Source organism: Escherichia sp. 94.0001 (assembly GCF_013369155.2).
Lineage (GTDB): Bacteria > Pseudomonadota > Gammaproteobacteria > Enterobacterales > Enterobacteriaceae > Escherichia > Escherichia coli_F.
In genome coordinates this window covers 106,687-121,377 of sequence record NZ_JABWMS020000007.1, presented here as the reverse complement: position 1 = coordinate 121,377, position 14,691 = coordinate 106,687, and the positions used below count along the sequence as shown (strand labels likewise).

Here is a 14,691-nt window from a genome sequence, read left to right as displayed (position 1 = left end):
TTACAAACTTCCCGCCTGACGACCTTTGCCCGCAGAAGTTAATGTTCTCCCCGTTTGTTTACCATTCAGGCTTTCCAGACGCATCTGGAAGGGCGGGAATGGCATATCGATACCGTGGGCATGGAATCCTGCCAGAATCAGCTGGTGAATCTCATGGCGTAGTGGCATGCGGTGACCCATCTCAGCGGCGTAAATACGCAGCTCGAAAATCTGAATCCCCTGTTGTAGATCCACCAGGAAGACTTCCGGTGCTGGGTTATCGATCACCAGCGAGCAGCGACGCGCTGCGGTGAGCAGGATTTCCGTCACTTCTTCACTGTTGGCATCGGCAGGGGCCGGAATCGTCAACACCACGCGCGTGACCGAGTCAGAGAGCGACCAGTTGATAAACTGCTCGGTAATAAACGCCTTGTTCGGCACGATAATTTCTTTGCGGTCCCAGTCGCTGATGGTGGTGGCGCGGGTGTTAATTTTCGTCACACTACCGGTGAGATCGCGGATCGTCACCGTATCGCCAATGCGAATCGGTTTTTCGAACAGGATGATCAGGCCAGAGATAAAGTTGGCGAAAATTTCCTGCAAACCAAAGCCCAGACCAACACCGAGCGCGGCGACCAGCCACTGTAATTTCGACCACTCAATACCAATCATCGAGAAACCGACCAGCCCACCAATCAGCATCAGTAGATATTTGGTGATGGTGGTGATGGCGTAGCCGGTACCGGGCGTTAAATCGAGGTGCTGCAAAATAGCCAATTCCAGCAGCGCGGGCAGGTTGCGCACCAGCTGCGTGGTGATGATAAACACCAGAATGGCGATCAGCACCGCACCGAGGGTAATCGGTTCCAAACTTTCTACGCCCTGTACCGTGGAAGTGACATCCCACAGCGAAATATTTTCAAGGAAGCCGAAAGCGGAATGGATTTCTGACCACAGCACAATGACCGAAAGCAAGGCGATCAACATCAAAATTGAGCGCACCAGCCGCAAGGATTGCGCACTGATGGCATCGAGATCGACTTCGCTTTCATCGACTTCAATTGCCCCTTCCGGGCTACTGTGATGATGCGCTTCCTCTTCGCCACGCGCACGCTGCGCTAACATCTCTGCCCGGCGATGCTTCGCCCGGTCAAACGCCAGCCTGCGGCGTTGGATCAGCATCCAGCGGCGGATAACGTGATAAACCACCAGTAGCAAAAACCAGATGGCAACCGAGGTTTCAAGCCTCGCTAACAGCGCCTGTGCCGTTGCCAGATAACCCACCGCCGACGCCAGAATGGCAACCAACGGTGCGCCAATCATCATGTTCCACAGCATATGGTTGGTAATGTTGTCGCCGCTGCCTTCTTTGTTGAGATACAACGGAATCCCGGCCTTTTTCAGGCTGAGGGTGACTACCGCCAGTGCACCGCAAATGAGGATAAAACAAAGCCGTCCCAGCGAACCGGAGAATTCACGGTCGTCGAGGTTATCGAACATCATCAGCGCCATAATCAGCGGCACAATAAGCCCGATGCTCATCAGGTAGTAACGCATCCCACGGGAAACCCGTTCGCGTGGCCAGCCGAAATGAGCGATAAACAAGCCGTTCGGACGGGCAAAGGTGGCGCAAATCATCACTACCCACAGCAGCGGTACGGTGGCCGTTACGCCATCACCAATTGCGACCGCCAGCGGATAAGGCCACGCCTCGCGCAAGCCGTAACCCAGCGTCATCCACAGCACCGGTAGCGGTGATGCGACGAGAATCGACCAGAAAAGGGTGCGCAACGTCAGCCAGAAGTGATCCTGAGTCACTTTGCCGACTTTCGCCGCCGAACGTTCAAGAAAACGGGTGAAATAGCGGCGTGAGTAAATACTGCAACCGACCAGAATCAACGCGCCAAACAGCGGCAAAATCGTCTCTTTGCTGGTCAGCATCATTACGCTGGCTTTGCCCAACTGACTGAAGGTGTCCAGCGAAATGAGACGACGCAGATCCTGAGCGATCTCCAGCGGCCAGGCGATGGTCATCGGGCGCACGTCAGAAGTCCAGAACAGGTAGCGGTGCGTCGCTTCATTCACTTCTTTCAGCGCATCTTCCAGTTGCCCGTTGGAGACTTTCAGCTTGGTCAGCTCCAGCAGTAACGTGTCGCCACCCTGCAACAATGAGTTCAGCAACTCACGCTGAGTGCGTAGCTGTGCTTCCAGAATACGGTTTTGCTCGGCGGTCAGCGGCTGACCGTCTGCCTGATGGATTTGCCGTAGCAGCGGCTGTTTATTGAGCAGATCCTCATAACGTAACCGTTGCACACGCAACTGCGCCATTTCGGTATCAAGCTGTTGTGGTTTCGGCATTTCCGGTAGCCGTGCCACCTGCGCCCGCAACGCTTCACCGAGTAGGTTGGACGATCCCAGCCATTGTGATTGTTCACGCAGCGTATTCAACGCCTGCCGGACCTGTAACGTCTGGCTGGCAGCCTGACGCTGTTGCGAGGCAACGAGATCCATCCGCTGCGCCTGTTGATTCAACGCCGCCGACAGCTCGCGGTTAATTTTGAATTGCGCGACGATATCTTTCGGCAAATCGGCACTGTTTTCCGCCAGAAGTTCGGTGCTTTCCAGCGCCCGCTCCGCCTCAAGCTGACGTTGGCTGTTCAACTGATTACGCAAGGCCTGCAAATATGCATCCAGCTGCTGGCTCTCTTTTTCCGCCAGCTCTGAGCGTAAACGCGCTAATTCCTGGCGGTTATTGGCAGACAGCTGCGCCAATTCCAGTTCATCAACGAGCGCCTTCAGTCGTGCAGAGTCAGATTGCAAAGCAAAATTTTGCGCCTGATTAAGCGGGGTATTGCCGGTAAGCGTTCCAAGGCGGCGCTCGATTTCATTCAACTGGCGGCGGGCGTCAGTTTGCTGTTGCGGCAGTTGATTCAGCGAATCGGCAATCTCGCGGGCGCGCTCCTGCTCTTGCTGGGCCTGACGGCTCTTATCCAGTAACTGACTGCTGACCTGGAGAATTTCCTGATTCAGCGCGTCGGTAGACATTCCCGGCGATACGCTGCGCGGCTCGTCACGCATGTTGTTTAATTGCGCGCGCAGAGTAGCGGAAAGTTTCGGGTAATTATCAATGACTTCTTGATATTGCTTGATGCGCTCAAGGGAACCTTTTCGTTCCTCAAGCGCATTTAAGGCGGACTGGAGTGCCTCTACGACTTCCGGCTGCGCGGGTTTCGCCGCTTTTGCCTGCTCCAGTTCCTGGGTGATTTGTTTACTATCGGGGGCCGTCGCGGCGTACGCCCCCCAACTGAGGCACCAGGCCATCAGAAAAGTGATAATCAGGCGCACGTCAGCGTTTCCTTTGATGGATTAGACTTGGTCTTTTTTGTCGTCAACCAATGGGCTGGCGTCGTGTTCTGCCTCGATCTCTTCAGCAGGAAGCGGGGCAGGTTCTGCGTCTGGCGCAACAAAGGTTTCGGTAGATACTGCCAGTGGCTGACCAATTTTCGTGACAGACAGGCTTTCCAGTTGCTCAACCAGATTAACTTTACCCGGTGCAAACAGGTTGATAACGGTAGAGCCGAGTTTAAAGCGACCCATTTCCTGGCCTTTCAGCAGCGCCACAGAACCGTCGTTTTCTCCGGCAGGCCAGGTCCAGCGCTTGATGATGCCTTCGCGCGGCGGCGTAATGGTGCCCGCCCAGACAGTTTCAATGCTGCCAACAATCGTCGCCCCGACCAGAATCTGCGCCATCGGGCCAAATTCGGTATCGAACAGGCAGATCACGCGTTCGTTACGGGCAAATAGATTCGGCACGTTCTGAGCGGTGAGATGGTTAACGGAGAAGAGATCGCCCGGCACATAGATCATCTCACGCAGAATACCGTTGCACGGCATGTGTACGCGGTGGTAGTCACGCGGAGAGAGGTAAGTGGTCACAAACGTACCGTTACGGAAAAGATCCGCCATCAGATAGTTCCCTGCCAGCAGAGCTTCGAGGCTGTAGTTGTGGCCTTTAGCTTGCAGGATTTTATCTTCTTCGATTTTACCTAACTGGCTGATAACGCCATCGGCAGGCATGACCAGTACATTAGGATCGGTATCGATTGGGCGTACTTCGTCACGCAGCGGACGGACAAAGAATTCGTTAAAGGTGCGGTAGCTGGCGGTGTCCGGCTTTTGCGCCTCTTTCATGTCGACCTTGTAGTATTTAACGAACAGATCGATAACCAGTTTTGTCAGCCATCCTGCCCGCTTGCTTGCGCCCCAACCCGCCAGGCGAGTAAGCCATAATTTCGGCAGAATGTACTGTAGCGAAAGTTTAAATGAATTTAACAAGGTAGCCTCCAGGCCATTGTTTTGTCGTTCCTGATCCGGCCTACATGCCGGATCCTGAAAAAAAGGGGACGATTCTAACGACGGTTAGCTTAATTGTCAGTCATCCGTATCAGAAAAGTTTTTACGCGTTTTTACCTGCGCCATGCTTTCCAGAATACGGTGATAGTTTTCGAAACGGGTTTCCGCGATTTTCCCTTCCTCAACCGCTTCCCGGATAGCGCAGCCCGGATCGGTATCGTGTTTGCAATCGCGATATTTACACAGACCTAAGTAGTCATGGAATTCGACAAAACCCCGAGTAATTTGTTCCGGTTCCAGATGCCAGAGACCAAACTCACGCACACCAGGGGAATCAATCACATCACCGCCGTGCGGGAAGTGATACAGCCGCGCGGCAGTCGTGGTGTGCTGACCAAGCCCCGAGTTATCCGAGACGTCGTTGGTCAGGATCTCTTTTTGCAGCCCCAGCAACGCGTTCAGCAGGCTGGATTTGCCGACGCCAGACTGCCCGGCAAAAATACTGATGCGCCCGGTCAACGCCTCTTCCAGCGGTTTCAGTCCATCCTGAGTATGACTGGAAACCATCAATACGCGATAACCGATATTGCGGTAGATATCCATCTGCTCGTTGACGAATTCCATGCCTTCGTCGTCCAGCAGGTCTATCTTGTTGAGCACAATAATAGGCTCAATCTGCAAGGTTTCGCAGGCCACCAGGTAACGGTCGATAATATTGAGCGACAGCTCCGGCAAAATCGCGGAGACAATGACAATCTGGTCGATGTTGGCAGCAATGGGTTTCACACCGTCGTAGAAATCCGGGCGCGTCAACACTGAGGTGCGCTCATGCACCGCTTCCACGATCCCTTTGACATTTACGCCTTCCGCCGCCGGTTTTCCCGGACGCCAGACTACGCGGTCGCCGGTCACCAGCGAACGGATGGTACGGCGAATATTGCAGCGGTGAACGTCGCCATCGGCAGATTCCACATCAGCGTGCATACCAAAGCGGCTGATGACGATACCTTCATCAGGCTCGCCAAACAGATTGTCGTCGTAGTCGGGCTTCTCCTTAGACGTTTTAAGACGACGCTGGTGATTGGCGTTCACGCGGCGCTGCTGGCCTTTGGAGAGTTTATTTTTACTCAATCGTACTGACTCCTGGTCGCCCCTGATGGGCAAAACATCTATGATACACGCAATTGTGGATCAATATAGTCACTGTGAATGGGTGGAAAATAGCATGAGTGCCAATGAAAACAACCTGATTTGGATCGATCTTGAGATGACCGGTCTGGATCCCGAGCGCGATCGCATTATTGAGATTGCCACGCTGGTGACCGACGCCAACCTGAATATTCTGGCAGAAGGGCCGACCATTGCAGTACACCAGTCCGATGAACAGCTGGCGATGATGGATGACTGGAATGTCCGTACTCATACCGCCAGCGGGCTGGTGGATCGCGTGAAAGCGAGCACGATGGGCGATCGGGAAGCGGAACTGGCGACGCTCGAATTTTTAAAACAGTGGGTGCCTGCGGGTAAATCGCCGATCTGTGGTAACAGCATCGGCCAGGACCGTCGCTTCCTGTTTAAATACATGCCGGAGCTGGAAGCCTACTTCCACTACCGCTATCTGGATGTCAGCACACTGAAAGAGCTGGCGCGCCGCTGGAAGCCGGAAATTCTTGATGGTTTTACCAAGCAGGGGACGCATCAGGCGATGGATGATATCCGTGAGTCGGTGGCAGAACTGGCTTACTACCGCGAGCATTTTATCAAGCTGTAAAATTTTTCCTGGTCACGTAAGCGCCGGAATCCACTTGCGGCGGCGTGATTTTGACGCTAAATTGAACGTCTTGCTGATAATTTCAGCACTTGAGATAAAAACTCAAAAAAAAATTTTTAGGGGGGTTGCAGAGGAAAAGATTTCTCGTATAATGCGCCTCCCGTAACGACGCAGAAATGCGAAAATTACGAAAGCAAAATTAAGTAGTACGCGGGAATAGCTCAGTTGGTAGAGCACGACCTTGCCAAGGTCGGGGTCGCGAGTTCGAGTCTCGTTTCCCGCTCCAAAATTTGAAAAGTGCTGCAAAGCACAGACCACCCAATCGCAGTATTTCGAATTGCGACAAGGCGGCAACTGAACGAATTCTTGGGAGCTTACAAAAGTAAGTGACTAAGGTGAGTGAAGGCAGCCAAGGCAGTAGCGGTTCGAAAGACGAAGATTAAGCGGGAATAGCTCAGTTGGTAGAGCACGACCTTGCCAAGGTCGGGGTCGCGAGTTCGAGTCTCGTTTCCCGCTCCAAAATTTGAAAGTGCTGCAAAGCACAGACCACCCAAGCGGGAATAGCTCAGTTGGTAGAGCACGACCTTGCCAAGGTCGGGGTCGCGAGTTCGAGTCTCGTTTCCCGCTCCAAATTCTTCTCTCAATAAAATATCCACAGCGACGCGATGCGTTATTGCTGGTTTTTGTTGTCTCTGACAAACTCTTGTAAACAGAGTTATCCACAGCCTCATGTCGTAATTTTAATTTCAAAGAAACTTCGCACGGTGAATAGTATTTTTTTAACTTATTGATATATAGGTTGAAAATTAAGATCTCGTTTTGTCGAGTCGATCACTTGACGATTTTATTCGCCTTGAATTGCAATGCGTTTTTATTTTTATTCACAAGCTGTGGATGAATCAGGCGTCACGCGGTAACCCTTTTTCAATGACCCGAACCAGACGCTGTTTTTTCGGTAGTTGTACCTCTACGACGCACGCATTTCGCCTCTCGATTTGCTGCGCAATCGCCCACGCTATGTGCTCATCAAGAAGTGGGTGCTCACCTTTACGACTTTCCAGCGCTGTCAAAATCGTTTTATCCCAGGGGGCATTGCCTAATGCCACGGCGATATTACGCAGCCAACGCAGGTGACCTATACGGCGAATCGCCGAACCTTCCGTGACTTTTAAAAACTTCTCTTCACTCCAGGCGAATAACTCAATGAGTTCCGGTGCGTGTAGTGGTTTGCGCGGGCTGAAATCGTCTTCTTTAGTGAGTTGCGAATAGCGATTCCACGGGCAGATAAGCTGGCAGTCATCGCAACCGTAAATACGGTTTCCCATCAATGGACGCAGCTCTTCCGGGATCGCCCCTTCCAGTTCAATGGTGAGATAAGAGATACAGCGGCGAGCATCGACGGTATATGGCTCAACGATGGCGCCGGTCGGGCAAATCGTCATACAAGCCACGCATTTACCGCATCCTTCCTCGACCGGTTGATCCACGGGCAGCGGAATATCGACCAGTAATTCACCTAAAAAGAAGAACGAACCGGCCTCGCGATTGAGGATAAGTGAGTGCTTACCTGTCCAGCCAAGACCTGCTTTTTCAGCTAACGGGCGCTCGAGAATAGGCGCAGAATCGACAAACGGTCTAAAATTCAGCGAAACACAATGTTGCTGAATCATCTCGCCCAGCTTTTTGAGTCGGTTGCGCAGAAGTTTGTGATAGTCACGGCCCAACGCATAACGACTTACATAGCCGAGTTTGGGGTTTTTCAGCGTGCTGGCAAATGCAGCGTTAGCAGGAAGGTAATTCATCCGCACGCTGATGACGCGCAGCGTACCGGGCAATAACTCATGGGGGCGGGCGCGCAGCATACCGTGACGCGCCATCCAATCCATTTCGCCGTGGTATTGTTTGTCCAGCCATGCTTGCAGTTTGGGCTCGGACGCGCTGAGATCGGTATCGGTAATACCTACCTGCTGAAAGCCCAGTTCCAGCCCCCACTGTTTAATTTTTTGCGCTAACTGATTGAGATCGAGGGGCTCTGACATGACGGACCATACAATGAAGAAAAACCCCGTAAGTATACCACACACCGTCTGGCACGCCGACGATATCCGCCGCGGCGAACGCGAGGCGGCAGATGCGCTGGGGCTTACACTCTATGAACTGATGCTTCGCGCTGGTGAAGCCGCATTCCAGGTGTGTCGTTCGGCTTATCCTGACGCCCGCCACTGGCTGGTGCTGTGCGGTCATGGTAATAACGGCGGCGATGGCTACGTGGTCGCGCGGCTGGCCAAAGCGATCGGTATAGATGTCACGCTACTGGCCCAGGAAAGTGACAAACCGTTGCCGGAAGAGGCCGCGCAGGCACGCGATGCATGGTTAAACGCGGGAGGCGAGATCCATGCTTCGAATATTGTCTGGCCCGAGTCAGTAGATCTGATTGTTGATGCGCTGCTCGGTACCGGATTGCAGCACGCGCCCCGCGAATCCATTAGCCAGTTAATCGACCACGCTAATACTCACCCTGCGCCGATTGTGGCGGTTGATATCCCTTCCGGCCTGCTGGCTGAAACCGGCGCTACGCCAGGCGCGGTGATCAACGCCGATCACACCATCACTTTTATTGCGCTGAAACCTGGCTTGCTCACCGGGAAAGCACGGGATATTACCGGAAAACTGCATTTTGACTCGCTGGGGCTGGACAGTTGGTTGGCAGGTCAGGAGACGAAAATTCAGCGGTTTTCGGCAGAACAACTTTCTCACTGGCTGAAACCGCGTCGCCCGACTTCGCATAAAGGCGATCACGGGCGGCTGGTGATTGTTGGTGGCGATCACGGCACGGCGGGGGCTATTCGTATGACGGGGGAAGCGGCGCTGCGTGCTGGCGCTGGTTTAGTCAGAGTACTGACCCGCAGTGAGAACATTGCGCCGCTGCTGACTGCACGACCGGAATTGATGGTGCATGAACTGACTATGGACTCTCTTACCGAAAGCCTGGAATGGGCCGATGTGGTGGTGATTGGTCCCGGTCTGGGCCAGCAAGAGTGGGGGAAAAAAGCCCTGCAAAAAGTTGAGAATTTTCGCAAACCGATGTTGTGGGATGCCGATGCATTGAACCTGCTGGCAATCAATCCCGATAAGCGTCACAATCGCGTGATCACGCCGCATCCTGGTGAGGCCGCACGGTTGTTAGGCTGTTCCGTCGCTGAAATTGAAAGTGACCGCTTACATTGCGCCCAACGTCTGGTACAACGTTATGGCGGCGTAGCGGTGCTGAAAGGTGCCGGAACCGTGGTCGCCGCCCATCCTGACGCTTTAGGCATTATTGATGCCGGAAATGCAGGCATGGCGAGCGGCGGCATGGGCGATGTGCTCTCTGGTATTATTGGCGCATTGCTTGGGCAAAAACTGTCGCCGTATGATGCAGCGTGCGCGGGCTGTGTCGCACACGGTACGGCAGCTGACGTACTGGCGGCGCGTTTTGGAACGCGCGGAATGCTGGCGACCGATCTCTTTTCCACGCTACAGCGTATTGTTAACCCGGAAGTGACTGATAAAAACCATGATGAATCGAGTAATTCCGCTCCCTGATGAGCAGGCAACATTAGACCTGGGCGAGCGGGTAGCGAAAGCCTGCGATGGCGCGACTGTAATCTATCTGTATGGCGATTTAGGCGCAGGTAAAACCACCTTTAGCCGGGGCTTCTTACAGGCTCTGGGTCATCAGGGTAATGTCAAAAGCCCCACTTATACGCTGGTCGAACCCTATACGCTCGACAACTTAATGGTGTATCACTTTGATTTATACCGCCTTGCCGATCCCGAGGAGCTGGAGTTTATGGGGATCCGCGATTATTTTGCTAACGATGCCATCTGCCTGGTGGAGTGGCCACAACAAGGTACAGGTGTTCTTCCTGACCCGGATGTCGAAATACACATTGATTATCAGGCACAAGGCCGTGAGGCGCGCGTGAGCGCGGTTTCCTCTGCGGGTGAATTGTTGCTGGCGCGTTTAGCCGGTTAACCTTTGAAAGGTGGCGGGATGATGTATCGCATCAGAAATTGGTTGGTAGCGACGTTGCTGCTGCTGTGCGCGCAGGCTGGCGCCGCTACGCTCTCTGATATTCAGGTTTCTAACGGTAATCAACAGGCGCGAATAACATTGAGTTTTACTGGCGATCCTGATTACGCGTTTAGCCATCAAAACAAACGCACCGTGGCGCTCGATATCAAACAAACGGGTGTGATTCAGGGGCTACCGTTGTTGTTCAGCGGTAATAATCTGGTGAAGGCGATTCGCTCTGGAACGCCTAAAGATGCACAAACGCTACGGCTGGTGGTCGATCTCACCGAAAACGGTAAAACCGAAGCGGTGAAGCGGCAGAATGGTAACAATTACACTGTCGTCTTTACGATTAACGCTGATGCGCCGCCACCGCCTCCACCGCCGCCAGTGGTTGCGAAGCGCGTTGAAACGCCTGCGGTTGTCGCACCGCGCGTCAGCGAACCGGCGCGTAATCCGTTTAAAACCGAAAGTAACCGCACTACGGGTGTTATCAGCAGTAATACGGTAATGCGTCCGGCAGTGCGCGCGACGGCTAACACAGGCGATAAAATTATCATCGCTATTGATGCCGGACACGGCGGTCAGGATCCTGGCGCTATCGGCCCTGGTGGTACGCGGGAGAAAAATGTCACCATCGCCATCGCGCGTAAATTGCGTACTTTACTCAATGATGATCCGATGTTTAAGGGCGTTTTAACCCGTGACGGGGATTACTTTATCTCGGTAATGGGGCGCAGCGATGTGGCACGTAAGCAAAACGCCAATTTCCTCGTGTCGATTCACGCTGATGCCGCACCGAACCGCAGTGCGACTGGCGCTTCCGTATGGGTGCTCTCTAACCGTCGCGCCAACAGCGAAATGGCCAGCTGGCTGGAGCAGCATGAGAAACAGTCGGAGCTGCTGGGCGGGGCGGGCGATGTGCTGGCGAACAGTCAGTCTGACCCCTATTTAAGCCAGGCGGTGCTGGATTTACAGTTCGGTCATTCCCAGCGGGTAGGGTATGATGTAGCGACCAGTATGATCAGCCAGTTGCAACGCATTGGCGAAATACATAAACGTCGACCAGAACACGCCAGCCTTGGCGTTCTGCGTTCGCCGGATATCCCATCAGTACTGGTCGAAACCGGTTTTATCAGCAACAACAGCGAAGAACGTTTGCTGGCGAGCGACGATTACCAACAACAGCTGGCAGAAGCCATTTACAAAGGCCTGCGCAATTATTTCCTTGCGCATCCGATGCAATCTGCGCCGCAGGGGGCAACGGCACAAACGGCCAGCACGGTGACGACGCCAGATCGCACGCTGCCAAACTAAGGATGATTGATGCCAATTCAGGTCTTACCGCCACAACTGGCGAACCAGATTGCCGCAGGTGAGGTGGTCGAGCGACCTGCGTCGGTAGTCAAAGAACTGGTGGAAAACAGCCTCGATGCGGGTGCGACGCGTATTGATATTGATATCGAACGCGGTGGGGCGAAACTTATCCGCATTCGTGATAACGGCTGCGGTATCAAAAAAGATGAACTGGCGCTGGCGCTGGCGCGTCATGCTACCAGTAAAATCGCCTCTCTGGACGATCTCGAAGCTATTATCAGCCTGGGGTTCCGCGGTGAGGCGCTGGCGAGTATCAGTTCAGTTTCCCGTCTGACGCTCACTTCGCGCACCGTAGATCAGCAGGAAGCCTGGCAGGCATATGCCGAAGGGCGCGATATGGACGTGACTGTTAAACCTGCGGCGCATCCGGTGGGAACGACGCTGGAAGTGCTGGATCTGTTCTACAATACCCCGGCGCGGCGCAAATTCCTGCGTACCGAGAAAACCGAATTTAACCATATTGATGAAATCATCCGCCGCATTGCGCTGGCGCGTTTCGACGTCACTATCAATCTGTCGCATAACGGCAAAATAGTTCGCCAGTACCGCGCAGTGCCGGAAGGCGGGCAAAAAGAACGGCGTTTAGGCGCGATTTGCGGCACCGCTTTTCTCGAACATGCGCTGGCGATTGAATGGCAGCACGGCGATCTCACGCTGCGCGGTTGGGTGGCAGATCCAAACCACACCACGCCCACACTGGCAGAAATTCAGTATTGCTACGTGAATGGTCGCATGATGCGCGATCGCCTGATCAATCATGCGATCCGTCAGGCCTGCGAAAACAAACTGGGTGCCGATCAGCAACCGGCATTTGTGTTGTATCTGGAGATCGACCCACATCAAGTGGACGTCAACGTGCACCCCGCCAAACACGAAGTGCGTTTCCATCAGTCGCGTCTGGTGCACGACTTTATCTATCAGGGCGTGCTGAGTGTGCTACAACAACAGCTGGAAACGCCGCTGCCACTGGACGATGAACCTCAACCTGCACCGCGCACCATTCCGGAGAACCGCGTGGCCGCCGGGCGTAATCATTTTGCTGAACCGGCAGTTCGTGAACCGGTAGCCCCCCGCTACTCTCCTGCGCCCGCCTCTGGTGGTCGTCCAGCAGCTTCCTGGCCGAATGCGCAGCCAGGCTACCAGAAACAGCAAGGTGAAGTGTATCGCCAGCTTTTGCAAACGCCTGCGCCGATGCAAAAACCAAAAGCACCTGAACCGCAGGAGCCAGCGCTTGCGGCGAACAGTCAGAGTTTTGGTCGGGTACTGACTATCGTCCATTCCGACTGTGCGTTGCTGGAGCGCGACGGCAACATTTCACTTTTAGCCCTGCCAGTGGCAGAACGTTGGCTGCGTCAGGCGCAGTTGACGCCGGGTGAAACGCCAGTTTGCGCTCAGCCGTTGCTTATTCCGTTGCGGCTAAAAGTTTCTGGCGAAGAAAAATCGGCATTAGAAAAAGCGCAGTCTGCCCTGGCGGAATTGGGTATTGATTTCCAGTCCGATGCACAGTATGTGACCATCAGGGCCGTGCCTTTACCCTTACGCCAACAAAATTTACAAATCTTGATTCCTGAACTGATAGGCTACCTGGCGAAGCAGTCCGTATTCGAACCTGGCAATATTGCGCAGTGGATTGCACGAAATCTGATGAGCGAACATGCGCAGTGGTCAATGGCACAGGCCATCACCCTGCTGGCGGACGTGGAACGGTTATGTCCGCAACTTGTGAAAACGCCGCCGGGTGGTCTGTTACAATCTGTTGATTTACATCCGGCGATAAAAGCCCTGAAAGATGAGTGATATCAGTAAGGCGAGCCTGCCTAAGGCGATTTTTTTGATGGGGCCGACGGCCTCCGGTAAAACGGCGTTAGCCATTGAGCTGCGTAAAATTTTACCAGTAGAGTTGATAAGCGTTGATTCTGCCCTTATTTACAAAGGGATGGATATCGGGACGGCGAAGCCGAACGCTGAAGAGTTACTCGCCGCGCCGCACCGATTGCTGGATATTCGCGATCCGTCGCAGGCTTATTCGGCCGCTGATTTTCGCCGCGATGCGCTGGCGGAAATGGCCGATATCACCGCGGCGGGGCGGATCCCACTATTAGTGGGCGGTACGATGTTGTATTTCAAGGCATTGCTGGAAGGGTTGTCGCCGCTACCGTCGGCGGACTCCGAAGTGCGGGCCAGAATTGAGCAACAGGCGGCAGAGCAAGGTTGGGAGTCATTGCATCGTCAACTTCAGGAGATCGATCCGGTTGCGGCAGCAAGGATTCATCCAAATGATCCACAAAGGCTTTCCCGGGCACTGGAAGTTTTTTTCATTTCGGGTAAAACTTTAACGGAACTGACGCAAACGTCAGGAGACGCTCTACCGTATCAGGTGCATCAGTTCGCCATCGCCCCGGCGAGCCGTGAACTGCTCCATCAACGAATTGAGCAGCGTTTTCATCAGATGTTGGCTTCAGGTTTTGAAGCAGAAGTCCGGGCGCTTTTTGCCCGAGGAGATTTGCATACGGACTTGCCTTCCATTCGTTGCGTGGGTTATCGCCAGATGTGGTCTTACCTTGAAGGCGAAATCTCATACGATGAAATGGTTTATCGAGGTGTTTGCGCCACGAGACAGTTGGCGAAGCGGCAGATAACCTGGCTGCGTGGTTGGGAAGGGGTTCACTGGCTTGACAGTGAAAAACCAGAACAGGCGCGTGACGAAGTATTACAGGTTGTTGGTGCTATCGCAGGCTGAATGTGTACAATTGAGACGTATCGTGCGCAATTTTTTCAGAATCGAAAGGTTCAAAGTACAAATAAGCATATAAGGAAAAGAGAGAATGGCTAAGGGGCAATCTTTACAAGATCCGTTCCTGAACGCACTGCGTCGGGAACGTGTTCCAGTTTCTATTTATTTGGTGAATGGTATTAAGCTGCAAGGACAAATCGAGTCTTTTGATCAGTTCGTGATCCTGTTGAAAAACACGGTCAGCCAGATGGTTTACAAGCACGCGATTTCTACTGTTGTCCCGTCTCGCCCGGTTTCTCATCACAGTAACAACGCCGGTGGCGGTACCAGCAGTAACTATCATCATGGTAGCAGCGCGCAGAATACTTCCGCGCAACAGGACAGCGAAGAAACCGAATAAGGTTTCATGCTGTTTTTTTT

12 protein-coding genes and 3 tRNA genes are annotated in these 14,691 nt (G+C 53.6%); 11 read left to right on the top strand and 4 right to left on the bottom strand.

What is annotated here, in order from left to right; genetic code table 11:
• From mscM to rsgA, 3 genes are all read right to left on the bottom strand, one after another.
• On the bottom strand, positions 1-3,324 hold the full coding sequence (gene mscM, locus HEN33_RS06010; RefSeq protein ID WP_001236835.1) for a miniconductance mechanosensitive channel MscM: 3,324 nt from the start codon (positions 3,322-3,324) through the stop codon (positions 1-3).
• 21 nt (positions 3,325-3,345) lie between these two features.
• Positions 3,346-4,314, bottom strand: a complete 969-nt coding sequence (asd, locus tag HEN33_RS06005) for an archaetidylserine decarboxylase (protein ID WP_032185738.1) — start codon at positions 4,312-4,314, stop codon at positions 3,346-3,348.
• A gap of 96 nt (positions 4,315-4,410) precedes the next feature.
• Positions 4,411-5,463 carry a small ribosomal subunit biogenesis GTPase RsgA gene (rsgA, locus tag HEN33_RS06000; RefSeq protein WP_000041977.1) on the bottom strand — a complete coding sequence of 351 codons (1,053 nt, stop codon included), beginning with the start codon at positions 5,461-5,463 and terminating at the stop codon, positions 4,411-4,413.
• Positions 5,464-5,557: 94 nt separating this feature from the next.
• Here rsgA and orn point away from each other — a divergent pair, with 94 nt between their 5' ends.
• The 5 genes from orn (at position 5,558) to HEN33_RS05975 (ending at position 7,020) form a co-directional block, all read left to right on the top strand.
• Positions 5,558-6,103 carry an oligoribonuclease gene (orn, locus tag HEN33_RS05995; RefSeq protein WP_105277360.1) on the top strand — a complete coding sequence of 182 codons (546 nt, stop codon included), beginning with the start codon at positions 5,558-5,560 and terminating at the stop codon, positions 6,101-6,103.
• Positions 6,104-6,313: 210 nt separating this feature from the next.
• Positions 6,314-6,389: transfer RNA gene (locus tag HEN33_RS05990), tRNA-Gly, on the top strand.
• A gap of 157 nt (positions 6,390-6,546) precedes the next feature.
• A tRNA-Gly gene (locus HEN33_RS05985) sits at positions 6,547-6,622 on the top strand.
• A gap of 35 nt (positions 6,623-6,657) precedes the next feature.
• A tRNA-Gly gene (locus HEN33_RS05980) sits at positions 6,658-6,733 on the top strand.
• A 233-nt stretch (positions 6,734-6,966) separates the two neighbouring features.
• Positions 6,967-7,020, top strand: coding sequence for a hypothetical protein (locus tag HEN33_RS05975; RefSeq protein ID WP_010723271.1), 54 nt, complete (start codon positions 6,967-6,969; stop codon positions 7,018-7,020).
• On the opposite strand, the gene queG is transcribed toward HEN33_RS05975, so the two are convergent.
• On the bottom strand, positions 7,003-8,142 hold the full coding sequence (gene queG / locus HEN33_RS05970) for a tRNA epoxyqueuosine(34) reductase QueG (RefSeq protein ID WP_001294196.1): 1,140 nt from the start codon (positions 8,140-8,142) through the stop codon (positions 7,003-7,005). The two genes, HEN33_RS05975 and queG, sit on opposite strands and share 18 nt — an antisense overlap.
• Between queG and nnr the strand changes: the two genes are divergently transcribed.
• The 6 genes from nnr (at position 8,141) to hfq (ending at position 14,671) form a co-directional block, all read left to right on the top strand.
• Entirely contained in the window at positions 8,141-9,688 is a 1,548-nt protein-coding gene (gene nnr, locus HEN33_RS05965; protein ID WP_105272304.1) for a bifunctional ADP-dependent NAD(P)H-hydrate dehydratase/NAD(P)H-hydrate epimerase, read from the top strand. The genes queG and nnr overlap by 2 nt on opposite strands.
• Positions 9,660-10,121 carry a tRNA (adenosine(37)-N6)-threonylcarbamoyltransferase complex ATPase subunit type 1 TsaE gene (gene tsaE / locus HEN33_RS05960; protein WP_000981977.1) on the top strand — a complete coding sequence of 154 codons (462 nt, stop codon included), beginning with the start codon at positions 9,660-9,662 and terminating at the stop codon, positions 10,119-10,121. The genes nnr and tsaE overlap by 29 nt, the downstream gene beginning before the upstream one ends.
• A gap of 18 nt (positions 10,122-10,139) precedes the next feature.
• The gene (gene amiB / locus HEN33_RS05955) at positions 10,140-11,477 is read left to right on the top strand and encodes an N-acetylmuramoyl-L-alanine amidase AmiB (RefSeq protein WP_176263637.1); all 1,338 of its coding nucleotides are present in this window, start codon (positions 10,140-10,142) and stop codon (positions 11,475-11,477) included.
• Positions 11,478-11,486: 9 nt separating this feature from the next.
• Complete coding sequence (mutL, locus tag HEN33_RS05950) at positions 11,487-13,334, top strand: DNA mismatch repair endonuclease MutL (RefSeq protein WP_015953939.1); 1,848 nt, start codon at positions 11,487-11,489, stop codon at positions 13,332-13,334.
• On the top strand, positions 13,327-14,277 hold the full coding sequence (miaA, locus tag HEN33_RS05945) for a tRNA (adenosine(37)-N6)-dimethylallyltransferase MiaA (protein ID WP_001280350.1): 951 nt from the start codon (positions 13,327-13,329) through the stop codon (positions 14,275-14,277). Before mutL ends, miaA begins: the two co-directional genes overlap by 8 nt.
• A gap of 85 nt (positions 14,278-14,362) precedes the next feature.
• Positions 14,363-14,671: an RNA chaperone Hfq gene (gene hfq, locus HEN33_RS05940; RefSeq protein ID WP_001051883.1), complete on the top strand. Its 309-nt coding sequence runs from the start codon at positions 14,363-14,365 to the stop codon at positions 14,669-14,671.
• Positions 14,672-14,691: the final 20 nt, after the last annotated feature.